The following is a 24,575-nucleotide window of genomic DNA, read 5'->3' on the forward strand; positions in this document are numbered from 1 at the left end:
ATGCCAGATTAGAATGAAAGATCTATACCTACAACGGCTGCGCGCGGATTGGGCAGGTTGGAACTTACAATACCGTTATTAGCGGCTGCTTCAGGATCAAACCCAATATATTTCGTGATGGTAAATACATTTTGGGCAGATGCGTAGATGCGTGCCCGTGAGATCTTTACCTTGCTTAAAACTGCCGTTGGAATATTATAACTCAGGGAAATATTGCGCAAACGCACATAAGACGCATTGTAGATAAATTGTGTGGAAGGACGATAGTTCCAGTCCGCCGTTTGTCCGGCGCCATGTGGCCCTGTAATGGCCCTTGGCACATCCGTGATATCGCCCTTTTGCTTCCAGCGCTTATTGATGATATCAAATTTGTTAGGCATTACACCGTAAAAATCGGGGCTGTAGTTGCGTAATGTTTGCTCATAGAAATCATATACCTTGTTGCCCACCACATAGTTGAACAGCGCATCTATTGTAAAGTTTTTGTAAGACAAGGTAATGTTGGTGCCACCGGTAAATTTAGGCAGCGCCAAGGGTACTGTGATCATATCATTGTTATCCCATTTGCCATCCTTGTTCTGATCCTTATACAACATATCACCTGTTTGAGGATCCACGCCCAGCGACTCATATACCTGCACGGAGCCCAGCGATTGCCCCACTTTAGCTTTTGTCATAGGCCCGCCAAATACATAGGCGCCATAAGTAGTAAGGGAGTCTTTCAATGACAGCAACTGGTTCCTGTTGATATTCATATTGGTTTCCACTTCCCACGAAAACGTTGCCCCGGCACGGCTGCTGAGCGCCAGTTCCAAGTCAGCGCCATAGTTACGGATACTGCCTATGTTATCCGGGATGCTGCTGGCGCCATAAATCCAGGAGATATCATTGTTGCTCATTAAACCATCGGTGGTCTTATTGTAATAGTCGGCCGTTAATGTGAGCCTGTTGCCCAGCAGCGACACATCTATACCGGCATCTACCTGTTTGGTGCGCTCCCAGCGGATATTCGGATTGCCTATAACGGTGGTCAGCATCAACGCCGGGTTGTTTACGTAAGAAGTAGCGTTAAGCAGATTCTGCGCATCAAAATATCCCAGCGGACGGATATTGCCACTGATGCCATAGCTGCTGCGGATTTTTAGCTGGTTCACCAACCTGCTGCCGGCAAGGAAATTTTCACGCGCTATATCCCACCCTGCCGATACCGCAGGAAACCAGCTGTACCGGTTACCCGCATTTAGTTTGGAAGAACCATCGCGGCGGATGGAGGCATTGAGGAGGTATTTGCCTTCCCAATCGAGCCCCGTGCGCAGAAAGTAGGCGTCAGATACTTCTTTGTTACTGCTATTATTACTGCCAATGGCAAATGCGCTGCCATAAGCGCTGCCAGCGCCTCCGCCGGTAATACCATCTATTTTAGGAAAACCATTCAGCTCATATCCAAAGTAATTAAGCTGGTTGTTATAAAACGTGTAACCCAGGGTGGCATTGATTCCCAAACGGCTTACCTTTTTCGTATAGGTGAAATAGTTATCGAAATTATAAGAGAAATTATCCACGCCCGTGTTTTTCAATACGCCCTTGTTAAAAGCGCCCAGGTAGCCGGTAGGAGGATAGAACACCGTGTTCAGGTCATTGAACTTGGTGGCATTGAAAGAGGAGCGGAACGACAGGTCCTGCAATAATTTAATATCTGCAGATAAACCTCCCAGGTATACATTGTTCCTGTCTTTGTTGTCGTTGTCCATCATTACACCCAGCGGATGCTGCTGCTGACCAACATAATAACCCAGCGAGCCATCGGGGTTCAGTACCGGATCTTCCGGGGTGTCTGGCCTCGCATTGAATGCGGCCACCAACGGGTTATTGAAATTCTTCCTGACCGATTGCGTAATGTTGATGTTGCCATTTATCTTTAACCAGTTGTTTACCTGCTGGGTTACGTCCAGGCGGCCTGTATATCTTTCAAAATTGCCGGTACCAATGGTGGCTTCTTCTGCATAACGGCCCAGTGACATATAATAATTATTCTTGTCGCCGCCACCACTCATACTGGCCAGGATATTATTCACCGACGCATTTTTATTTTTAACCCGGTCTATCCAGTCGGTGCTGCGGTCAACCATATGCAGCCCATTCACCTGGCTTTGCAGGGTTTGTTTTTCGTTGGTCAACTGGCTGATCTTGCCGGGCGTGAGATTGCCGGGATCCGACAGCAACGTATTGATATCGCCAATACGGTTATTGCGGGCATCCAGGAAAGCGGAACTGTATTCTTCCGTATTCAGCATATGCCGGGAAGTAGGCACATTGTTCACTCCCGTGTACATATTGATGCTGAAAGCAGGCTTACTGTTCATCCTGCCCTTCTTGGTGGTAACAATGATCACACCGGTAGAGCCCCTGGCGCCATAAATGGCCGCTGATGCAGCATCTTTCAATACCTCAATGGATTCAATATCCTGCGGATTAATATTGTTGATAGAGATGGTACTTCCCTCTACGATCAAACCATCTATTACAATCAGCGGATTGGTGCTGGCCGCATTCACCGACTGCGCCCCGCGGATGAGGATATTGGGCGTGCCACCCGGACTTCCGTCTTTAGATGCAACAAATACGCCCGCTACACGGCCGGTCAGCGCTTTCCCGAAATCGCTGGCAATGTTTTTTTCAGGAGATAAAGCATCGCTTTTGACGGTGGAAATAGCGTTGGTTACTTTGCCTCTTTGCTGGGTGCCGTAACCTACTACCACGGCATCCGTGAGATTAATAGCCCTGATTTTCAGCCATACCGGCGAAGCCTGGATAATACTGGCAGCAACAATTACATTTTCAAAACCTACAGAGGAGATCTGCAGTTGCGCATTGGCGGGAACATTCAGTTCAAATTCCCCTTTTTCATTGGTGGTAGCGCCTTTAGACGAACCAATTACTTTTACGGTGGCGCCGGGAACCGGTTGGCGGGAAACCGCATCCTTCACGGTTCCTTTTAGTACCTGCTGTGCATATACCGACGCCCCGGACATGCACAACAACAGGAATAAAAATGACTTTCTCATACAAATGGTTGGTTGATTTTTGCGATATACGGACTGTCTCAGAAAAATGAAAATCCAAGATACTTATCCTGTTTTCAGCTGCACCGGATAATGGACATACCGGATGCGGAACAGTACATTCCCTCTTTTTACATGGATGAAACATTTTCCCCGCCACAAAAGCACGAATCACCGGAAAGTGCCGGCAGCAGGTACTTTCCGGTAATAATAAAGTACCAACAGGCATATAACAGGGACGAAAAAAATAAATATCGTTTTATGCCAAAACCGTTATTTCAAATGCTATCTTCAATGTTGTAAGTGTATATGCAACACATTAAACCATACCGTTATTTTGTTCACCTGGCCGTTTGCATGGCCTTGATACTGCTGTATAGTTTTCCGCAGCTGAAAGGAGGCTGGCCCTATCCCATTGCCATGAAATGGACATTGGTGCGGCTGGTACTGTACGGATGCATTAATTTCCACCTGTTTTACCTGCTGGTTTTCGGTTTACTTCCCCGCCCGGTACAATATAAACAGCACTGGAAAGTGATCATTTATGTCCTTGCAGCGATCTTTATTTTTGCTGTTATTAAGTACATGGTAGGTTATTTCTTTTTCCCCGACCAGGTATTGCTCCGCGGGATCCCTTTTATTGGCCGCCCCAAAATATATATGACCTTCGTCGAGTATGCACCGGAAACCATCAAAACAGGAATGGGAGTAGCCCTGCTGGCCTACGGTTACCGGTTGCTGTTGCAATGGCGCAATACCGCACCCGGCGACCGGTTGCTCGCTACCGCCGCCACACAAGCCGCCATCCGTTATGAGCGTATGCAGGATGGATCCAGGCAGCTGCTGCACTATCTCCAGCAACTCACACCGGTACTGGAAAATGAACAAACCCGCGAAAAAGACGGAACCAAAGCGATCCTGCTGTTGTCTGATTTGCTGAGATATATGCTGTATGATAAAGCGCTGGAAAAAGATAAAGTGAGTTTTAAGAAAGAACTGCTCAACTATGAACGCTACCTGGATTTGCGCAGGATCTGTCATCCCCATCAGCCGCTGACCCTCCGCATCACCGGGGAGCCCGGCGGTATGATCGAGGCATTACGGCTGCAGAACACCACAGAAAAATACCTGCAGCAACTGGGTGATACGCCGGGCGGAATTATGATAGCACTGCATATAGTTGAACAATCGGTGGCGCTGTCTGTATCGCCGGTGCTCACAGCCGTTCACATCTCTCAACATAAAATAAAATTGTACCCGGAATATGCATAGTACCCGCAAAAATATACAGGAGCTGTTGCTCTTATTGCTGGTATGGATGCTGGCGGTATACGGTGTTAATGTGGTATTGGCAAGGCCGCTCACACCGGAGAAATTACATCATTTAAACATCAAATCCGGCCTGTTCGGGTTGTTTAATTTCCTGCCGTTTTATATTTATATACGCTGGATAGTTCCTGCCTTTCTACAAAAAACAAATTGGATAAAACTGTTGCTGTCTGTAGTACCGGTCGTCCTGGGAAGCATTGCATTGAAATATTTTATCGCGGATCATTTTTTCAGACAGGAAATATTATACGCAGGTTACCGGTATGTGAATATGCAAAAAGTACAACTGTATATTTCCGCAGGGAATTACTTCCTCAGCAACCTGTGGAGCGGCGCCATGATTGTGTTAGCCGCTTTCTCGTACCGGTTTTTTATTTTGTGGTTACAGGAAGATAAACGCAGGGCCATTTTACAGCAACAGCAGTTGCAGGCAGAATCAGGTTTTCTGAAGATGCAGCTCAACTCGCACTTTTTAATCAACAGCCTGAACAGCATTTATTCACTGGCGCTGATGAACTCACCGGAAGTAGTAAGCGCCCATAAAACGCTTACCCACCTGCTGGCCTATATGGTAGAACAGCCTTCAGATATCGCTTACCGCGCCGCTATAGCGGAAGAAATACGCTATTTGCAGGACTTCGTAACACTCCAGCGCATACGTACCGGCTGCAACGAAAGCGTTATTTTTTCCCTGCCGGAACAATTGCCCGGCAAGGAAATAGCACCGCTGCTGCTGGTACCTTTCGTGGAAAATGCCTTTAAACACGGCGTGAGTAATCGCCCGGAAAAGCCGGTCACTATTACCATGATGTGTAATGAACAGCGACTGGTATTCCGCGTACACAACTATATATCCGGCCAGCAACGGGATAAAACCGGTGGCATAGGACTGGATAATGTACGGAAGCGTTTACAACTGATCTATCCTGGCCGGCATCACCTGGAAATTCAGGACTTGAAAGAAGAATATTTCAGTAACTTAACGATCAACTGGTAATAATATGGCGGTAAAGTGTATAGTAGTAGACGATGAGCCATTGGCCGCACAGGTGTTGGTAGCCTTCATCAACAAAACGCCGGACCTGCAGTTACTGAAAACATTTCACAACCCGCAGGAAGCACTGGTATTTGTGAAAAAAGAACCGGTAGACCTGGTATTCCTGGATATACAAATGCAGGAACTCAGCGGTATAGAATTTATGCAGCTCGCACCCCGCGGTATACAGGTAGTAATTGTTTCTGCCTACGATGAATATGCAGTAGAAGGCTTCGACCGCGAAGCGGTGGACTATCTCCTGAAACCCGTATCGTTTGAGCGCTTCGCGCGGACCGTACAACGGGTGCTCGCGAAAAATGCGCCCGCTATATCGCAGCCTGCAGGCACCGATTATATATTTGTGCGCACCGATAAACGCATTGTACGGGTGGATGTAAAAGATATCCTTTTTGTAGAAGCGCTCCGCAACTACGTAGCCATACAAACTAACAAGCAAAAGATCCTGACGTTACAAAACCTCCGCAGCTTTGAAGACATCCTGGCGCCCTTCCGCTTTTTCCGGGTACATAAATCGTTTATCATCTCCCTGGATAAAATAGACAGCATAGAACGGCAACGGATATTCACAGGAGAACATCATGTACCGATTGGAGATGCTTACCTGAAACAGTTTATGGAAGCGATTAATATGCAGCGGTAACACTATCTCATTTAATAAAAACGGCCCGCCAACCGGCAGGCCATCTTTAAATTGAACCCCGGACCCGGACTACTCAGGCACCAGTGGGTACTTCTTTTCTAATCCTCTCCGCCTCATGAATCGCCATCACCGTTTTTATGATTGCATCTGGTGTAACTGAAATACTATCTATGCCCAGCTGAACAAGGAACCTGGTGAAGTCCGGAAAGTCGGACGGTCCCTGCCCGCAGATCCCTACCTTTACATTCTGTTGCTTAGCCACCTTGATCAGATGCGCAATCAGCCGTTGCACTGCGGGGTTACGCTCGTTATAAAGGTTGGCCACCAGGGAAGAATCCCTGTCGAGACCAAGTGTGAGCTGTGTCAGATCATTGGATCCGATCGAGAATCCGTCTATGTATGCAGAAAATTCTTCGGCCATCATAATGTTGGAAGGCAGTTCCGCCATCAGGTATACTTCCAGTCCATGCTCGCCGCGGCGCAGCCCGAATTCCTCCATCGTAGCCAGCACCAGCTGAAGCTCTTCCACGGTCCGGCAGAAAGGGATCATCACCACCACATTCTTTAATCCCATCGTTTCCCTTACTTTAAGGATCGCTTTACACTCCAGCTCAAAGGCCGGTTTGTATTCAGGGGAATAGTAGCGGGAAGCGCCTCTCCAGCCTATCATCGGGTTTTCTTCTGTTGGCTCAAAGTATTTACCGCCTAATAAATTGAAGTATTCATTACTCTTAAAATCAGAGAAACGGACAATCACTTTTTCCGGGTAAAAAGCCGCGGCAATTTTTCCTACACCATACGCCAGTTTATCAACGAAGTAATCTGTTTCGCTGGCATGTCCCTGGATGAGTTGCGCAATCTTTGCAGACAGCTCAGGGTCATTCAGTTCCTTGTGCTTCAGCAATGCCATCGGGTGCGCCTTGATGTAGTTGTTGATGATAAATTCTTCGCGGGCCAGTCCCACGCCTTTGTTAGGCAGGTGTGTAAACTGGAACGCCATGGCGGGAGAGCCTACATTCAGCATCAGCGGTGTGCGGATGGAAGGCAGGGTGCTCAGGTCCAGTTTATCTTCCCGGAACGGCAGGATCCCTTCGTATACAATACCATCGCTGCCTTCTGCGCAACTCACGGTGATGTCCTGCCCGGCGTTTAATTTTTCGGTAGCATCGCCGCAGCCAACAATGGCGGGGATACCCATTTCACGGGCTACTATCGCAGCATGACAGGTACGTCCGCCTTTATTGGTAACAATCGCAGAAGCCATTTTCATGATGGGTTCCCAGTCGGGATCAGTCATGTCGGTAACCAGTACGTCGCCCGGTTTGAATTCACTGCCCGTAATAAGGCGGTTATCGAGGGAGAAGAGGATGTTTACTTTGCCGGCGGCAATTTTATCACCCACCGCGATGCCTTTCAGCAATTGCCGGGGATGCGTGCCGTTATGGTTGATCGCATAAGTGGTGATGAGGTTATGATCTTTGCGTGAATGAATGGTTTCCGGCCTTGCCTGCACAATGTATAAATCATTGGTAAGCCCGTCTACCGCCCATTCCACATCCATCGGGCACCAGCGGCCTTTTTTCTCAGAATAATAGGTTTCAATACAACGCACCCAGGTAGCCAGCTGCATGATCTGGGCATCGCTTAAACAAAAATGTTGCTGCTGCTTTTTTTCTACCGGGATGATCTTTGTTCTTTCATCACTGCTTTCGCCATACACCATTTTCTTATCCTTTACACCCAGTTTCTTTTCAATGATAGGGATGTAGCCATCCTTCATGCATGGTTTGAATACAATAAATTCATCCGGCGATACGGCGCCCTGTACGACCATTTCTCCCAATCCAAAAGAACCGTTGATCACTACCACTTCTTTGAATCCGGATTCTGTGTCGAGCGAAAAAGCGACCCCCGAGGCGCCAAGATCGGCCCGCACCATTTTTTGCACACATACGGATAAGCCTATACTAAAATGGTCATAGCCGAAGTTCTGGCGATAGCTGATGGCGCGATCAGTAAACAGGGAGGCAAAACAGTTTCTTACCGAATCAATCAGGGCTGCGGGGCCTCTTACGTTGAGAAAGGTTTCCTGCTGACCGGCAAAGGAGGCATCAGGAAGGTCTTCCGCGGTGGCAGACGACCGCACGGCTACATCGGTTTGTTCCTGCCCGTATTGCTGCGATAAAGCATAATAGGCCGCAATGATTTCCTCGCTTAGTTCATGCGGAAACCGGGTGCTGCTGATGGCCTGCCGTATCTTCTGACCGGCCCTGCGCAGGGTGATGATGTCGCTGTAGTCTACCGTGGCTACCTGCTCGGCAATAAATTGTTCGAGCCCGCTTTGCTTCATAAATTCATAGTATGCTTTGGTCGTGATAGCAAAACCGGAAGGAACTGCTACGCCTGCTTCTGAAAGATTGGCAATCATCTCACCCAGCGAAGCAGATTTACCGCCCACTAAGGCAATAGCATCCATGCCCACCGCGTGGAGCGGCAGTACAATACTCTCTCTCATGTAAAAATGAGTTTAGTGAATAATAATGAGGAAGGACATTTTTTTGTCTTCCAAACGTGGTTAGATTTCTATGACAGCAAATTAGATCATGCAGAAATGGAATAGCGGCAACCCGGATAAAAGCGAAAACAAAACTAAAAAAAGGGGATGTCACCGATTTTTTTTCATCAAATCAGTAGCAGTATCATTATTTTTGATGAAAAATCGGCCCATGAATTTTATACCTGACCAGATTGATATGTGTATAATGGACATATTGCAGGAGGACGCCAGGACCACGAATAAAGAGATTGCTGCGAGGTTGGGTAAGTCGGTTACTTCTATATTTGAAAGAGTGAAGCGCCTCGAAGCAGAGGGGTATATTTTACGCTATATCGCTGTACTGAATAAAAATAAACTGGGCAAAAATCTCGTGGCCTGGACCAGCATCACCCTCAAAGAGCACGGCCAGGACAAGTTTCCGGAGTTTGAACAAAAGATCAATACCTTCCCCGAAGTAATGGAGTGCTATAAAATGAACGGGCAGTTCGACTACCTCCTCAAAGTACTCATCGCGGATATGGAAGCCTATGAAGTATTTAATTTTACCAAATTATCCAAACTGGATAATATCTACAAGATCCGCAGCCTGTTTGTTTTAGCAGAAACAAAACAGGAAGTGGAACTCAACCTCAAAACAGGACTGCAAACAAAACTGCAACAGAAAAATAAATAATTTTAAAAAGTAGGGGAGAAGGTTTTTCCCCCACTATTGCCCGGACTATCAACGGCCATTCACCACCGGGAATTGTGAAATCCTCAACTTAGTACACCCAAAAGGTATCAAGGTTATCTCTTCTTCTTCCCCTGTTTCCATACCATAGGTAATGCTATAAGGAATGGGGCCGGTCATCTCATTGTATAACTTCCAGGAAGGAATCCTTTTGGCGGTTGTTTTAAGGGAGATGGGTACCTGCCCGGGATTCCACGGCCAGGCAGTCTTACTGCCATGTTGCTCTACCCGGTAACGCGCTGCCAGCTGATCATCCGGAGTGGCTATCAGTGCATAGTTCCATGGGGTAGTGGGGCGCACTTCCAGGTAACCGGCGCCATAGTCCAGGGGATCCTTATCATTTTTTACCGCCCTCACTTCCTCGCCTATCTGCAGCGCATAGGTAACCGGGCCGCGTTCAACCGACAATGAATTTTCAAACCAGTGCTGCTGGTAGACATGCATCGGCAACGACAGTTCCACTACATCGCCCTGCTGCCAGGTTCTTTCCACCTTCACTACCTGGTTACCCGCAGCTTCCTGCCATACTTTACCATTGATTTTTATAACCCCTTTCTTACACCAGGCAGGTATCCGCAGGTGAAAAGGAAAGTTTATTTTTTTAGACGTATTCACGGTAAAAGTAACCGCTTCTTCAAACGGGTAATTAGTGACTTCCTTTACCGTAACAGGCGTTTGACCGGCCACATTTATCTTCACTTCGCTGGGGGCATACACCAATGCTGCCACGCCACTGTCGGCGGTAGCATACCAGAGGTTTTGTGCAAACTTAGGCCAGCCCTGGTGCATATTGGAGGTGCAGCAGGGATAACCGGACAACAACCCGTAACAAAGATCCGTACCGCTGTGGTTTACATCAAAGTTGCGGATATGCCGTGTAGCCATCACCTGGTTGGCCTGCTGGAAATACTGCCGGCTCATAAAGTCTTCGGCAATCTGTGAAGGCAGTACATTAAACGCAATCTTCTCCAGCTGATCGGCATACCTTACATCGCCGCTTATCTCCAGGATACTTTCAAGCGAAAACATCATCTCTACAGCGCTGCATAACTCCGATCCCTGCGTGGGATTATTGCCATGCAGGGCTTCATCCCCGCCATAAAGGCCATTCGCCATCCCATTGAAGGTACGGAGGTCATCAAACCCTTTGGCCGTGGCCTGCGGGTATAACGTGTCTGGCTGCTGCTGGAAATAGATCATGGGCTCTTTTATACCCTGCGCCAGGTTTACGCCATGAATACTCCCTGTGGTGGACAACAGGTTGGTATGCATAAAGGCGCCGGCGTAGTCGAAGGTCTGTTTGTGGATCAGGGCTGCAAGGTCCAGCAGGAACGCATCTCCCGTAATATTATATAACCAGTACACCACCATCAGGTTATCACCGGCACGGTACTTCGCCCAGAAGGTCCAGTGGTCCAGCGGCTTTTGCGGTAACTCTTTCAGCTGGTACCGGAAGTAGTTGGTCATGAGTGTAATGATCCGCGGATCAGCGGTAGCATCATAATATTGCTTCAATACTTTCAGCATTACCATCTTGGGCCACCAATCGCGGCTGTTATCCCTTTGAATCCCCGGTTCAGCGGGATAGTCTTTAGCCGGACCAAAATAACCGTCGGGTTGCTGGCTTTTAATAGACCATTCCACCCAGGGCTTCACCTTTGCAATCAGTGCTTCATCTTTCAGGAGATACGCCAGCGGCAGCAATCCGTCGATCCAGTAAGGACCGCGTTCCCACTGGTCGCCATCCCCGCCCAGCCATCCGTTCCGCTGGTCCATGACCAGCGGGTACAATTTATCCAGCTGACCGGTAGCGCCGTTCTTCTGCTGCACCAGCACGGTACGCAGCCATCCCTGTGGCGTAATAGCGCCCAAAGGGAGCAGGGAGTACGGTTTAGGATGGAGCGGCGCCCGGTTGCCATAATACTGTGGTACAGGCGCTGTATTCTTTTTTCCCTGCGCCGCTGCCTGTAAAGTAAGACCCAGCAATATCGAGGAAGCAATAGCAAAGTATTTCATAAATGAGTGGTGACGTGGCATAATGAGGTGCTAATATATCCTTATTTTATACGGGTTGTTATCCCGGTTGCCTCATTCTTTCTATAAAATGTCTCTCTATATTTTCTTATGTTTGAAAGAAAAAGATGCAACGTATACTGGCTATCCTGTTACTTGGAATTGTAGGGATCAACACATCAACGGCACAAACTACCTCTTTTACCTTAGGTGAAACGCACCAGCTGCCTTCCGCTGTATTGAATGAAACACGCACGCTGAATATATACCTTCCCGACGGATACGGGCAGGCTGTAAACGCCCGTTATCCGGTGGCGTATCTGCTGGATGGATCTGCAAACGAAGACTTTATCCATATCGCCGGCGTAATGCAGTTCCTGACTATGATTCAGCACATGCCGCCCACCATCCTGGTAGGCATTGCCAACAAAGACCGGAAGCACGATTTCACCTTTCCCACCACCGTGAAAAAAGACAAAGCCGATTTTCCCACTACCGGCGGTTCTGAAAAGTTTATCCGCTTTCTGGATATAGAACTGAAACCATACATACAACAACACTTCCGCACCAACGATACCACCACCCTCATAGGACAATCCCTCGGAGGATTACTGGCTACCGAAATATTACTCAAACATCCGGCAATGTTTAACAACTATATGATCGTAAGTCCCAGCTTATGGTGGGACCAGGAGTCATTGTTGAAACAAGCCGGTAAACTATTGACTACCGCAGGCAGCATACCTGCTAATGTTTTTCTTACGGTAGGCAAAGAAGGAAAAGAGATGGAAGAACCTGCCCGTCAGCTGGGAGACATGCTGAAAGCCACGCCCGGGTTACATGTTCACTACGTGCCGCTACCGGATGAAACGCATCTCACTATTTTACACAATGGGGCGTACAAAGCTTTTCAGTTATTAAACAGGACAAAATAATCTACTCATAACGTATCTGGCAGTTGTTGCAGAAAAAGCTCCGCCGGTTGGTTTTACCCAGGTAGGCTTTGATGAGCGGGATCTCACAACGCGGACAAATCTTTTTCGTATGTGCGAGCCAGTGCTTCTTCAGCACAAAAGCTTTCTTCCATTCAAGAAAGTCGTAGCTGTATTGTACTGCCTCCTTTACCAGCTCCTTCTTCTTTTTCAACGGCAGCTTTCCCACTAAACTTTGCGGATGCACGCGGATACGGAACAACACTTCATTTTTGATAATATTCCCTACGCCGGCAAAAATATCCTGGTTTAGCAGGGCATCACAAACCAGGGCATCAGGTATCTTTTTAAGTTTAGCCATTGCCTTTGATGCATCCCAGCTTTCATTCAGCACATCGGCGCTCCAGTCGTATACTTCATCCAATGGCTCTTCTATGATCCGGATGGAAGAGGTATAAAAATTTAGTTCCCCTTTGGCAAACTGCAGGTGCAAACGGGCAGGCATATCCTTGGTTTCATTGATCCGGTAAGTGCCAAACATCAGGAAATGAATGCGGACTGCAAAGCCCGGAAAACAAATCAGGAAATGTTTGCCCCAGCTTTTAAAAGCGATGATCTTTTTCCCTGTCATCCGGCTGAAATCAATTGTTTTGGAGTTGCCGGAGGCCATAAGCACCTTCTTCCCGGTAAAGCGGGCTGCCTCTTCTTTCAATATAACTATGGAAGGTCCTTCTGGCATAAAAATGATGTAAATTTATCTACCGTTAACCGTACTAAATTATGTGCCGTATATGTCGCAGTTAAGTTTTTTTGATGACAACGAAAGCCTGCGCTTCCCGGAGAACCTGCTGGAATATTACCCGCATTTCCTGGAGACAGGGCCCGCACTGGCACTGATGAATGAGTTGATAGCCACCGCGCCATGGAAACAAACCACGCTCACCATCAAAGATAAAGTACTGCTTACCCCGCGGCTCACCGCCTGGTACGGTGATGCACAGAAAAGTTACCGGTTGTCGGAAAAACAACTGCACCCATTTCCCTGGACACCTGCGCTGAGTGCGTTACGGGAAAAGGTGGAAGCCTTTACCCACATGCACTTCAACAGCGTATTACTGAATTATTACCGGGATGGAAATGATTCGGTAGCCTGGCACAGCGATAATGAGAAGGAACTGGGGCAACATCCCAATATTGCTTCCCTGAGCCTTGGACAGGCCAGGAGCTTTGATTTCAGGAATAAGAAAGATCATCAGCAGAAGTATTCACTTAAATTGGGCAATGGCTCCCTGTTAATTATGAAAGGAGACCTGCAGCATCATTGGGAACACAGAATCCCGAAATCAGCCCGGCCCCTGCAACCAAGAATAAACCTCACCTTCCGGATTATTTATTAGTTGGTATTATTACACAGTTGAGGAATAATGTCACACCCGTTTATGGCATCTTGTTACAAATGCCTACTTTCGCAGTACGTTAAACACCTGTTTTATGAATCTATACACGGCAGTAGCATTACCGTTATTCCTTTTGACCCTGCATCCCCGGGATGTACACAGCAAAGACAAAGCTAACACGGAATTTTCGGCTCCAAAGCCCCAGTCACGGATCTCTATCGGCAAGGGTATTGATCTTATTGTAAAAGGACTCGGACTGAACATCGATAACGTCCGTTTTATTAAAGCGCCCAAAGCCACCGATTATTTTAAGAAGGCCAATGATAAAGCATCGTATGCACCTTCGCTCATTATTGCGGCTGTCAACGGACTGGAGTCGCTGCGCGACGTAAACCCGGAATCACCGGCTACCCGCGAACAGTTTGCCCTGGCGCTGTATGAAGCGATCCAGTCAACCGGCCAGTATCCCGTGAACATGATGTTTATCAACATCAAAGATGAAAAGTCTTTTGTAAGCGGAGGTATGAATGCCGTGCAAACATTGATCAAGTTTAATGTAGTGGCACTGGAAAATGGCAACTACCGTCCAAAGGCATATATCACCAAAACAGAAGCTTCCGGAATGGTGAAGAAGGCCGCTGCATTTATTCAATCGCATAAAAGCGCTGCAGCAGAACATAACGGAAAAGAAACGGCGAGCTTTACTTCCACACCGGTGAACGATAAAGTGAACAGCATCGTTATTACCGCGGAAAACCAGCCTACATCCGGCTATTCGGTTAAAGTAACCAGCATTGTTTTTACAGAAGCAGGCGAAGCAGAGATCCATTATAAACTCACAGCCCCGGCTTCCGGCAGCATCAACCTGCAGGTAATCACCTCACCAACAGCAGAAACATTTGTACCTGCCGGGTATAAAGTAGTATTGAAACAAGACTGATAAAATATCACTATAAAAAAAGCGGGCATTTCATATCTGAGATGCCCGCTTTTTTATGATATTTTTTTTATTCAGATGCTGTCCTTGCCTATCACGGTCCAGTCGTTATTGCCATGTCCCTTCTCAATCCACCGGTCCATTTCAGCGGCAATAGCCGGCAACACCGCCAGTTTAACATCGCTTTTCTTTGCCGCATCTATAAACAGCTGCGTGTCTTTCCGCGCCATGCTCAGTTCCCAGGAAGGACTGTTATAGTTACCGGAAGTCATACGCTGTAAGCGTGCGGGCAACGCCGCTCCGGGGTTCCATGAATCAAATAACGTACTTACATCGCCCAAAGGAATGTTCAGTGCTTTGGCAAGCGACAGGGTATCAGCAAGACCGGCAGTGAGTCCTACCAGGAAGCTGTTTCCGATGAGTTTCATGGCCGCAGCTTTACCGGCCGTATCGCCGAAATTGATCACCTTCCCCGTCATTTTGGAGAGTGCAGGCTCCCATGTGCTGATCACTGCCTGATCGCCGGAAACCAGCATGTAACCGGTGCCGTCCAGCGCATTTGCCGGACCCATAAATACCGGTGCATGCAGGTAAGTAAAACCGCGTTCCTTCCATTCTTTTGTTCTGGCAGCTGCGCCTTCGGCAGAAGTGGTGGTATGATCAATGATCACCGCTCCCGGTTTAAGTGCAGTGGCTGCTGCCGCCAATACTTCATTTACAGTATGATCATCTTTTAAGGTAAGATGAATGCGGTCTGCGCCGTGCACCGCAGCGGTTACCTCCGGAAATACTTTGGCGCCGTATGCTTCCAGCGCTGTCGCTTTCGACGCGGTACGGTTCCATACCTGTACCTGTTCACCCTTGCCGATCAATGCCCTTACGAAATTTGACCCCAGGAGGCCCATGCCTAAGAATGCTATCATAACCTTTTTTTTCCGAAGGTAGCAAAAAGTTAAAAAGTGTTACCTGCATATACGGCCGGTTTACGTCCGCTCCACGGCGCCGCGGCTTCCAGCTGTGCTGCCAGCCGGAGCAGCAACGCATCGTTACCTGTTTTTGCCGAAAAGGTAATGCCAACAGGCAGGCCATTATCTCCCATACCCAATGGCAAGCTGATGGCCGGCACGCCCGCGATATTGAATACCTGCCCAAAGGGAGCAACGGCACAAACTTCCTGCACCCAGCTATGCCAGTCGATGTCCGCGGCATTACCATTCATGCTGCCGGCTAACGGCGCCTGTATAGCGGTGGAAGGGGTGATCATAATATCGTACTCTTCGTAGAAGTTACCTGCTGCCCGTGATACGGTATTGCTGTATTCTACCGCCCTGATGAGGTCTGCGGCAGACAATGCCTGCCCTGCCTGATAGCCGCTCAGCGTGCTGGTTTCCAGCGTTTGTGGGGAGATGTTGCGTTGCATGGCATGGGAAACCTGTGTGATGCCGTAAAACGTATAGGCGCCCCAGATAGTCTTGATGCAATCGAGAAGCTGCGTCGCTTCCAGGTCAAAGCGTTGCTCTTCCACCCGGTGCCCCAGCGAGGCGCATAGCGCTGCTGCGGCTTTTACGGCATTCACTATAACCGGGTCAACGCTTCCGGGCAGCCATGGCTGCAGGTTGAAAGCGATGTTCAATACAGGCAGGGGCTGTGTTAACGCAGCTACATACGAGGCTGCCGGCGGTGTGTAGTAGAATTCGCCGGGCGCGGGGCCGGCAGTGGCATCCAGGGCCGCAGCGGAATCACGCACACTGCGCGTGAGCACATGCTGCACCGCCAACCCAAAAAAGGATTGTCCCCGGTCAGGCCCTACTGGGGTGAGATTACGGCTGGGCTTTAGTCCTACCAGCCCGTTAAATGCAGCCGGTATGCGGATAGATCCCGCCAGGTCCGTAGCGTGCGCCATGGGAACCATACCAGCCGCCACCGCTGCCGCGGAGCCACCGGACGATCCGCCGGGGGAATAGTCCGTATGCCAGGGATTGCGGGTAATGCCGGATGCCAGCGATGCCGTGTCGGTAGACCCGCCAAATTCAGGTGTGGTGGTACGACCCATAATGAGCAAGCCGGCCGCCTTGTACCGCTTTACCAGTTCGGTATCATGCGGCGCCCTCATACCTTTGGCAATGCGGCTCCCCATTTCGTAATATTGACCCGATTCAAAGGCTGCCAGGTCTTTCAGTAAAAAGGGGACGCCTGCAAATGGGCCGCTATCCGTATTTTCCGGTAAATGTGCTGCCCGGTCGGGGTAAACTTCCACCACGGCATTTAATACCGGGTTCAACTGTTGAATGGCGGCCAGCGCGCATTCCGCCACCTCTTTCCGGCTCACTTGTTTTTCTTTGATCAGCGCCGCCAATCCCGTGGCATCATAGCCGGCGTATTCAGATAAATGCATATTTCCTGTTTTTTGTTATAGCAAAATTATACCCGGTAAAGGGGTTGTTTTAGGTATGATTTTGCCATTATTAGGTATATTTGCACTTATGAAAGAGAATCTGCATTATCCGTTTGAAATCATTTATAAAGAGCTGGAAGTAGGTGAAGAGAAGCGGCGGACGAGCAATTTTTTTGAGCTCATTTATATCATGGAAGGTACGGGGCAAGAGACCATCAATCAGCAAACATTTAATTACGTGCCGGGACGCCTGCTGCTTATCACACCTGAAGACCTGACCACCTTTCATATCACTACGCCCACGAAGATGTTGTTGATCTGCTTTAATGATATTTATATCAGGTCGGCCGCTTTTTCCGGCAATGAGCGGGAGCGGGAAGCGTGGATTAAACGGCTGGAATTTATCCTGCAACACGCCAACCACGAACCCGGTTGTGTCCTGCCAAGCCAGCCACATAAAATGCTGGCAAAAACAATGGTGGAAACGCTGGTAACCGAATACCAGCACTGTGATCTGTACAGCAAGGAATTGATTCAGCAGATGGTGAACAGTCTTATCATTCTCGTGGCCCGGTCCATTGCGCAAAGGCTCCCCGATAAATTTACCCCGGTAGCCGATAAAAAAACGCTCGACATCTTCCAATATGTCCACGAGCATATCTATGAGCCGGAACAACTAAAGGTGAGCGCCATCTGTCAGTATTTTAATATCTCCCCCAATTATCTCGGTAAATTCTTTAAAAAACAGGCCGACGAAACGCTGCAGCAATATATCCAGCATTATAAAATAAAAATGATGGAAACACGATTACTCCACAGCGATATGCGGATCAATGAAATTGTAAATGAATTAGGGTTTACAGATGAAAGCCATTTAAACAGGCTTTTTAAAAGATATAAAGGGATGAGTGCTTCCATGTACCGGAAAACAATGTGGAATGCAGATATCAGTGCGTTTACAAAAAACAAAACCATAGTGACGACACAGCAGCGTGGCGCTTAATTTTTCAGATCTCCCTGAAGGATCGCTTCTTTCAATACTTCTTCATGTGCATCTGCCCATTCTCCCAAAATTTTTATTACTGGAATGAGGGATGCGCCCAGCTTAGTAAGGCTATACTCCACTTTCGGCGGGGCCTGTGCAAACACTACCTTCGACACCAGGCCATGCTTTTCCATTTCGTTGAGCTGGATGTTCAATACCCGGCGCGTAGCATCCGGAATCTTCCGCTGCAGCTCACTTGGGCGCTTATGCCCTTCATGGATGAAATACAGCAGGCGCACTTTCCATTTACCGTAGAGCACTTCGCCCACGAGGTCGAGACCGCAATTCAGCGTAATGGGTAGTTTTTTTACATACATGATTCAAAAGTACTTTATTGTTCTTAAACGGGCTATAGGGATAAATTCCACCCAATGCGAATCGTTTTTCCGTTATTGTCCGGCATAAATGATTGACGGAATTTTGCTGAAAATAATAATAACAGATGGAACCAAGATTAAGTTTTGATAACGAACTATCCGGTAAAACAGCCCTGGTAACAGGTGGTACAAAGGGAGCAGGAAAAGCCATTGCAGCACGACTGGCCAATGCCGGTGCAAAAGTGATCATCACTGCCAGAACAAAGCCGGCAGACACGAACCCGGCATTTCATTTTATAGGCGCTGATCTGAGCACTCCTGCAGGCATTACGAGCGTAGCAAACGAAATAAAGGAAAACTACGGCGGCGTAAACATCCTGGTTAATAACATGGGCGGTTCTGAAACCCCTGGTGGCGGCTTTGAGGTATTAACGGATCATCATTGGGATGCCACCCTCCAGGCCAACCTGCTGGCGCCGGTACGGCTGGACAGAGCGCTGTTGCCTTACATGCTGGCACAAGGCACTGGTGTAATTATTCATATTGCTTCCATACAAGGCACTATGCCGCTGTATGATTCCACGCTGCCCTACGCAGCCGCCAAGGCTGCATTGATTAATTACAGCAAGGGCTTGTCCAACGAAGTGGCGCCGAAAGGAGTGAGGGTACTCACTGTATCGCCCGGCTTTATCCAAACCACCGCCGCCGATAAAATGATTCAGGAAATGGCCGACCGTGCCGGCAGCAGCTTTAATGATGCCTTACAGCAACTCATGCAGTTCCTGGGCGGCATTCCCATGGGACGCCCCGCCAAGCCGGAAGAAGTTGCGGACCTTGTTGGCTTCCTCGTTTCCCCGCGTGCAGGATATTTAACCGGCACACAATACATCATAGATGGCGGCACCATCCCCACTATATAAATAAAAAAATGGGAAGATGAAAATGCCACCATTTCCATCTTCCCAAATAAAAAATAAAAAATCCACCTCACCCCAATCAAATCAAATCAAAATCAAACCACCACACCAAATCAAAAAAACTAATCAGCAAAATCAGCGTAATCAGCGGGAAAGACAACCTCCGCTGCATTAAGTCCGCGCCTTGTCGGCCCCCCCGCTCTCCGCACCCGCATTACCCGTTTGCAGCAGGAGTACAAAAGGCGCCGCCCGCGGTGCATTCCCCACCTGGATGAAGTACTCACTCCGCCCGATCAGCTCCGGCGTTATCCGCGCTTCGGGCTGCCCTACAGGGGAGACGTTCAGCAGGGTAACCCGCGGAGGCAGTTTCACCCGCAGGTTGCCGGATACCGGTACGTTGCACACTACCATATAAACGCTGTCGGATCCGTTTTTGCGGATATAATAGCCCCAGTCCTGTTTGTCAAAACCGGCATAGCCGCCGCCATAAACAGCGGCGCCGTTTACTTTCATCCAGTTGCCGATTTCCTGCATACGCTGTGTTTCTTCAGGGCGGAAGGTGCCATCTGCTTTGGGGCCGAAATTGATGACGAAGTTGCCGCCAAGAGATGTGGATTTTACCAGCATTTCAATCAGCTCGTCCGAAGATTTAATATGCCCTGTCCATTTGGTGCAGTATCCCCACTGGTTCTCGGGGATGGTCATCACACCTTCCCAGTCGTTGCCATGGATGTCTGCATATTTTTCGGGCAGCTTGCGTTCCCATCCCTGTTCGTAATCGCCCATGAGGCGGTTGTTGGCATCAAAATGCCTTGCGCCTTTTTCGTCGGCGCGGAGGCGGCTGCCAATGATCAGCCCGGGATGCAGTTGCTGGAGGTATTGTTCCAGCTCATCGGAGAAGGCGCCGTCATTTTTCCAGGAGTCGTCCCAGGTGCCATCAAACCAGAAACCTTTTACGGTGGGATATTTCACCAGTAGTTCCTTCAGCTGGTTTTTCACAAATACTTTGAAGCGGCTGTAGGCAAGGCTGTCGGCCGGCGTTTTGAGCGAGGCGCGCCAGTCGGGATGGTTCCAGTCGATAATAGAAAAGTAGAGATATACGTCGATTCCTTTTTTATTATATGCATCTACCATGGGGCCGATGATATCTTTTTTATAAGGCGAGGCGGCTACCGTATAGCGGGTATACTTACTGGGCCACAGGCAAAAACCATCGTGATGTTTGGTGGTGATGATCATATAGGCTGCGCCCATATCCTTTGCATATTGCGCCCATTGTTCCGGGTGGTAGTTTACGGGATTAAACTGTTTGTATAAGTTGTCATAGTCGCCGCGCGGCATTTCTTTCCAGGAGCGGATCCACTCTGCGGCGCCGTTGTATGTTTTCCCGTTCCATTCACCGCCGGGAATGGCATACAGGCCCCAGTGGATGAATTGTCCCAGGCGAAGGGACCGCCAGCGGGCCATATCGGCATCAGTTCTGTTGCCGGTGCGGTGGGCGCCGTGTTGCAGGGTGATGGTGTCTTTAACAGGATTGCTTTGTGCGCTGCTGTGCAGTTGTGCGAGGAGCAGTGCGGCAGCGATACAGTATTTTTTCATGTTGTTCTTTTAATGGGTCCAGGTAATGGTGTCCGTGTATACTTTACCGTTAGATACGCCGGAAGCGGTGAGGGTGTTCACACCTGTCTTCAGCGTAAGGTTATCAAAAATAAAGTCTTTACTATTGGCGCCTGTGCGACCGGTAACAGGCGCTCCGTTGTTCAGTGTGAGCGTTACCTTTTCCAGGTTGCTGAACACTTCTGCGTGTACCCGTTCGGGTTGTCGCACATGGTTCCGTCGCTCTGCAATGTAGATCATGGGAGCGGGGTTCCAGTTGGCTTTGTACCAGTAGAAGGCGTCCTTTTTCTGTTTGCGGTCGTAGGTGATGAGTCCTTTCAGGTTGCGTGCATTTACGCCTCCGCGGTTCCACATGGGCACTGCAAATTCAAACATATTCCATAAATAGGAGGCCGCAATATAAGGATGCTTTTCTATCACTGCCCATTGTTGCACGTGTGTGGCAGTTTGATAGGTTTCCGGAAAAAACTGCCCGCTTACCGGATCGAAGTTGGTACTGAGACTATCGGTATGCTGATCAATATTTCCATCTGCGCCGTATTCTGTGAGCATCAGTTTATAGTCGGGGTAGTTTTTCTCCAGGCCGGACACCCATTTTTCAATGTCGCCGATCCTGCCTTCATACCAGCCGAAGTAGCGGTTCATGCCTTGTATATCGGCAGCCAGGTTGGCCGGGCGTGTCATTTCACCATAACCGCTTACCGCAACGGTATACCTGCGCGGATCTTCTGTTTTGGCAAGGTCGTTCAACTGCCGGGTGAGCACGGCCACATGTTCGTCAGGTGTTTTGGAATACACTTCATTGTGCATGCCCCACACGTAAATCGAAGGATGATTGAAGTTTTGCCGGATCAGCTCCGTCAGTTGCTGCCTGGCATTTTCACTTTCCTTGCCGGAGAAGTTATTTACAAAAGGGATCTCTGCCCAGATCACAAAACCCATGCTGTCGCATTGCGAATACAGGTATTCAGACTGCTGGTAGTGTGCAAAGCGGATCGTGGTAGCGCCTATTTCCCGGATCAGGTCCAGGTCTGCTTTATGCTGCGCATTGGTGAGCGCATTGCCGCAGTCCTGCCATTCCTGGTGACGGGTAACGCCGTGCATTGCATAAGGCTGTCCGTTCAGGAAGCAGCCCTTGCCGGCGGTTACTTCAAAGCGGCGTAAGCCCAGCGGCTGTGTAACCGCATCGGTAATGCGCCCGTTGATAAGAATGGAAGTGGTGAGGGAATAGAGATACGGATCTTTTAACCCGTTCCACAAATGCGGCCTTATCACCGGTAGCTCCTGGCGGATGATATTAATGCCCTGCGGGCTCAGGTTTGTCTCTTTAACCGTAACGGCTACACGTTTTCCGTGCTGGTCGCGGATCTCTGTTTGTAGCTGTACGTTAGTATGATGTGGTTGTTTGTTCTCAATTTTTGCAGTAACACCCACTATCGCTTTTTTATCACTCACTTCATTCTGGGTAATATAGATGCCGGGAGAAGCGTAGTCGGTAGTGGTGATGTTGATGTCATTGGTGATGAGCAAATTTACCGGCCGGTAAATTCCCCCGAAAATACCAAACAGGAAATTGTTGATGGGCAGTACATCTTCGCGTGCCGTGTTGTTGGCTTTTACTACAATGGTATTCTCCGCTCCATACGTTACCGAATGGGTGATTTCAAAGCAGAAGGCCGCGTAAGAGCCTTTGTGCTCGCCAATGAAGCGGTTGTTCACATACAGTTGCGCTACCGAGCCCACGCCTTCGAATCGCAGGAATAATCTTTTTCCTTTCAGGCCGGCGGCTACCGGGAAAGTTTTCTGATAACATGCTTCACCTGCATAAAAATTCTTTCCTTCCTGCATGTCTTTGTTGTTCCAGGTATGCGGAATGGTAATTGCTTCCCACGTGGTATCAGTGCTGGCATTTAATGGTCCTTTCCTGAAAGTCCAGCCATCATTGAAGGGAATTACTTTTCGTCCTTCCTGCGCGTACCCCTGTAAAAACAGGAGTACGTGGAGGAAAGTGATAATACAATATTTAGTCATGTGCCGGATTATTTCGTATAGCCTGTGTTCTGTGTCAGCACGGCGTCTTTGTTCACATCAATTTCAGATTGCGGGATGGGCAGGTGAATGTTATAGTCGCTGATGGTAGGCGCTACTTTAGGGTTGTATTTCTTCACGCGTTCCACCAGTTTCTTTGTTCTTACCAGGGTAAGCCTGCGGAGTTCTTCTGCGGTGAGTTCGCGGGCTCTTTCATCGAGGAGGTAGTCGAGGTTTACTTCGCCGGCCAGTACTTCTTTGGCGTGGGCGCGGTTGCGGATTACGTTGATGCTGGCGGCGGCATCGCCGGGGCGGCCCTGTTGCAGCTGTGCTTCTGCGAGCAGGAGGTAGGTTTCCCCGAGGCGCATCTGGATGCGGTCTTTGTACGACTGTGCTCCCTGCAGATCCTGCGGCTGGAACTCATACCACTTGGTGGTATGGGCATAGATATTCTGTATGGTATCAAACCCGCTCACAATTACCGGCTGACCATATTTCGGGGAAGCCGGATCGTTGTAATAGTAGTTGCGACGGATGTTGTACGGGGAATTACGCATATCGTCTTTATCATACAGTTCATAAGTCCACCAGTTGGTAGGCCTGATCCTGCCGATACCGCGGCCTCCCAGCGAATCACAGATCTTCATGCCGGCTACGTTTACATAGAAAGGCCCCCACTCGCGCCGGCGCTGATCAAAGTCGGATCCGCCGCCGGTTACATTGTAGTTCTGCTCTATTACCCAGATGGCTTCTGTATTGCCCTGGCTGCGGCGCATGTTGCCATAGGTGAACATGTCGGCAAACGGATCGCCGGGTTGCAATGCTTTGGCGCCGTAGCGTGCGGTGATGAGCGTAAAGAATTTACTGTCGATGATCCTTTTGGCAGCAGCTTCTGCATCCGCGGGTTTGTTGGCGCGCAGCAACGCTTCTGTAAGTAATTGAGCTGCCGCAAATTTATTGATCCTGCCCTGTTTGATCACATGCGCAGGGTCTGGCAGGTTGGCTTCTGCAAAAGTAAGATCCGCGATGATCTGGTTGATCACATCAGCTTCTTTTGCCCGCGTGTAATCCGTGCGTGGCACGGTTACAGGGGCAACGATCAGTGGCACATCTCCAAAAAGTATAGAAAGATGGTTGTAAGCATAAGCACGGAAAAAACTGGCTTCTGCCTTGTAAAATTTCCTTTGTTCATCGGTGAGCTGTGCGGAAGGGTTATCCGATGCCGCAATGATCACGTTGGCGCTGTTGATCAGCTTATATCCCCAGTTCCAGATCGAGCTCAGGGAGCCGGTTTGTGAATTGAGGTTCTGGTAATTTTCATACGGCGCCTGCACGGTGTTGGGCTGACCGGTAATAGCCATATCAGTGCCCACGTAAAAGGTGGCAAGTAAGCCCTGCGTGTTGCCGTAATCGTTACGCATAATGCTCAGCATACCGGTGCTGGCGGCTTCAAAGCCCAGCTGGTCCACCAGCGTGTTATCCGGTGCATAACTGGATTTCAGCTCCTCGTCAAGAAAGCTTTTGCTGCAGGAAGATACGGTTAGCAGCGACATCCCCGCCAGCACAAATCTGTATATATATTTAGCGTGTTTCATTGTTTAT

At 48.9% G+C, this 24,575-nt stretch carries 19 protein-coding genes; 9 read left to right on the plus strand and 10 right to left on the minus strand.

The window, feature by feature from the left end; translation table 11 throughout:
* Positions 1–8: 8 nt before the first annotated feature.
* Positions 9–3,065, minus strand: coding sequence for a SusC/RagA family TonB-linked outer membrane protein (locus QFZ51_RS12585; RefSeq protein ID WP_429046270.1), 3,057 nt, complete (start codon positions 3,063–3,065; stop codon positions 9–11).
* Between the two features lie 306 nt (positions 3,066–3,371).
* On the opposite strand from QFZ51_RS12585, the gene QFZ51_RS12590 reads away from it, so the two are divergent.
* From QFZ51_RS12590 to QFZ51_RS12600, 3 genes are read left to right on the plus strand one after another with little or no spacing between them, the layout of a single operon-like run.
* Entirely contained in the window at positions 3,372–4,334 is a 963-nt protein-coding gene (locus QFZ51_RS12590) for a hypothetical protein (protein WP_429046272.1), read from the plus strand.
* The gene (locus QFZ51_RS12595; RefSeq protein WP_429046274.1) at positions 4,327–5,388 is read left to right on the plus strand and encodes a sensor histidine kinase; all 1,062 of its coding nucleotides are present in this window, start codon (positions 4,327–4,329) and stop codon (positions 5,386–5,388) included. The genes QFZ51_RS12590 and QFZ51_RS12595 overlap by 8 nt, the downstream gene beginning before the upstream one ends.
* A gap of 4 nt (positions 5,389–5,392) precedes the next feature.
* Positions 5,393–6,088 carry a LytR/AlgR family response regulator transcription factor gene (locus QFZ51_RS12600; RefSeq protein WP_429046276.1) on the plus strand — a complete coding sequence of 232 codons (696 nt, stop codon included), beginning with the start codon at positions 5,393–5,395 and terminating at the stop codon, positions 6,086–6,088.
* A gap of 73 nt (positions 6,089–6,161) precedes the next feature.
* Here QFZ51_RS12600 and ppsA read toward each other — a convergent pair whose 3' ends face one another.
* Positions 6,162–8,603 carry a phosphoenolpyruvate synthase gene (gene ppsA / locus QFZ51_RS12605; protein WP_429046277.1) on the minus strand — a complete coding sequence of 814 codons (2,442 nt, stop codon included), beginning with the start codon at positions 8,601–8,603 and terminating at the stop codon, positions 6,162–6,164.
* Positions 8,604–8,814: 211 nt separating this feature from the next.
* On the opposite strand from ppsA, the gene QFZ51_RS12610 reads away from it, so the two are divergent.
* A complete protein-coding gene (locus tag QFZ51_RS12610) occupies positions 8,815–9,318 on the plus strand; it encodes an Lrp/AsnC family transcriptional regulator (protein ID WP_370911640.1) in 504 nt (167 codons plus the stop codon).
* 48 nt (positions 9,319–9,366) lie between these two features.
* On the opposite strand, the gene QFZ51_RS12615 is transcribed toward QFZ51_RS12610, so the two are convergent.
* The gene (locus QFZ51_RS12615; RefSeq protein WP_429046278.1) at positions 9,367–11,391 is read right to left on the minus strand and encodes a beta-L-arabinofuranosidase domain-containing protein; all 2,025 of its coding nucleotides are present in this window, start codon (positions 11,389–11,391) and stop codon (positions 9,367–9,369) included.
* Positions 11,392–11,516: 125 nt separating this feature from the next.
* Between QFZ51_RS12615 and QFZ51_RS12620 the strand changes: the two genes are divergently transcribed.
* On the plus strand, positions 11,517–12,323 hold the full coding sequence (locus tag QFZ51_RS12620) for an alpha/beta hydrolase (protein ID WP_429046279.1): 807 nt from the start codon (positions 11,517–11,519) through the stop codon (positions 12,321–12,323).
* A 1-nt stretch (position 12,324) separates the two neighbouring features.
* Here QFZ51_RS12620 and QFZ51_RS12625 read toward each other — a convergent pair whose 3' ends face one another.
* Complete coding sequence (locus QFZ51_RS12625) at positions 12,325–13,059, minus strand: DNA-formamidopyrimidine glycosylase family protein (RefSeq protein WP_429046280.1); 735 nt, start codon at positions 13,057–13,059, stop codon at positions 12,325–12,327.
* 52 nt (positions 13,060–13,111) lie between these two features.
* On the opposite strand from QFZ51_RS12625, the gene QFZ51_RS12630 reads away from it, so the two are divergent.
* Both QFZ51_RS12630 and QFZ51_RS12635 read left to right on the plus strand, forming a co-directional pair.
* Positions 13,112–13,717 (plus strand): alpha-ketoglutarate-dependent dioxygenase AlkB family protein, encoded by a 606-nt coding sequence (locus tag QFZ51_RS12630; protein WP_429046281.1) that lies wholly within the window; start codon positions 13,112–13,114, stop codon positions 13,715–13,717.
* 94 nt (positions 13,718–13,811) lie between these two features.
* Positions 13,812–14,657: a protease complex subunit PrcB family protein gene (locus QFZ51_RS12635; RefSeq protein ID WP_429046282.1), complete on the plus strand. Its 846-nt coding sequence runs from the start codon at positions 13,812–13,814 to the stop codon at positions 14,655–14,657.
* 71 nt (positions 14,658–14,728) lie between these two features.
* Here the strand turns inward: QFZ51_RS12635 and QFZ51_RS12640 are convergent, their stop codons facing one another.
* Both QFZ51_RS12640 and QFZ51_RS12645 read right to left on the minus strand, forming a co-directional pair.
* The gene (locus tag QFZ51_RS12640) at positions 14,729–15,577 is read right to left on the minus strand and encodes an NAD(P)-dependent oxidoreductase (RefSeq protein WP_429046283.1); all 849 of its coding nucleotides are present in this window, start codon (positions 15,575–15,577) and stop codon (positions 14,729–14,731) included.
* Between the two features lie 29 nt (positions 15,578–15,606).
* Positions 15,607–17,049 (minus strand): amidase, encoded by a 1,443-nt coding sequence (locus QFZ51_RS12645; RefSeq protein ID WP_429046284.1) that lies wholly within the window; start codon positions 17,047–17,049, stop codon positions 15,607–15,609.
* Between the two features lie 88 nt (positions 17,050–17,137).
* On the opposite strand from QFZ51_RS12645, the gene QFZ51_RS12650 reads away from it, so the two are divergent.
* A complete protein-coding gene (locus QFZ51_RS12650) occupies positions 17,138–18,052 on the plus strand; it encodes an AraC family transcriptional regulator (protein WP_429046285.1) in 915 nt (304 codons plus the stop codon).
* Here QFZ51_RS12650 and QFZ51_RS12655 read toward each other — a convergent pair.
* Positions 18,049–18,411, minus strand: a complete 363-nt coding sequence (locus tag QFZ51_RS12655) for a winged helix-turn-helix transcriptional regulator (protein WP_429046286.1) — start codon at positions 18,409–18,411, stop codon at positions 18,049–18,051. The genes QFZ51_RS12650 and QFZ51_RS12655 overlap by 4 nt on opposite strands.
* Before the next feature lie 125 nt (positions 18,412–18,536).
* Here QFZ51_RS12655 and QFZ51_RS12660 point away from each other — a divergent pair, with 125 nt between their 5' ends.
* Entirely contained in the window at positions 18,537–19,331 is a 795-nt protein-coding gene (locus QFZ51_RS12660) for an SDR family oxidoreductase (RefSeq protein ID WP_429046287.1), read from the plus strand.
* Positions 19,332–19,499: 168 nt separating this feature from the next.
* On the opposite strand, the gene QFZ51_RS12665 is transcribed toward QFZ51_RS12660, so the two are convergent.
* From QFZ51_RS12665 to QFZ51_RS12675, 3 genes are read right to left on the minus strand one after another with little or no spacing between them, the layout of a single operon-like run.
* The gene (locus QFZ51_RS12665) at positions 19,500–20,927 is read right to left on the minus strand and encodes an alpha-L-fucosidase (protein WP_429046288.1); all 1,428 of its coding nucleotides are present in this window, start codon (positions 20,925–20,927) and stop codon (positions 19,500–19,502) included.
* 9 nt (positions 20,928–20,936) lie between these two features.
* Positions 20,937–22,976, minus strand: coding sequence for a glycoside hydrolase family 2 protein (locus QFZ51_RS12670; protein ID WP_429046289.1), 2,040 nt, complete (start codon positions 22,974–22,976; stop codon positions 20,937–20,939).
* 8 nt (positions 22,977–22,984) lie between these two features.
* Complete coding sequence (locus QFZ51_RS12675) at positions 22,985–24,568, minus strand: RagB/SusD family nutrient uptake outer membrane protein (protein WP_429046291.1); 1,584 nt, start codon at positions 24,566–24,568, stop codon at positions 22,985–22,987.
* Between the last annotated feature and the right edge of the window lie 7 nt (positions 24,569–24,575).

The sequence above is a fragment of the Chitinophaga sp. W3I9 genome (genome assembly GCF_050434025.1).
GTDB lineage: Bacteria > Bacteroidota > Bacteroidia > Chitinophagales > Chitinophagaceae > Chitinophaga.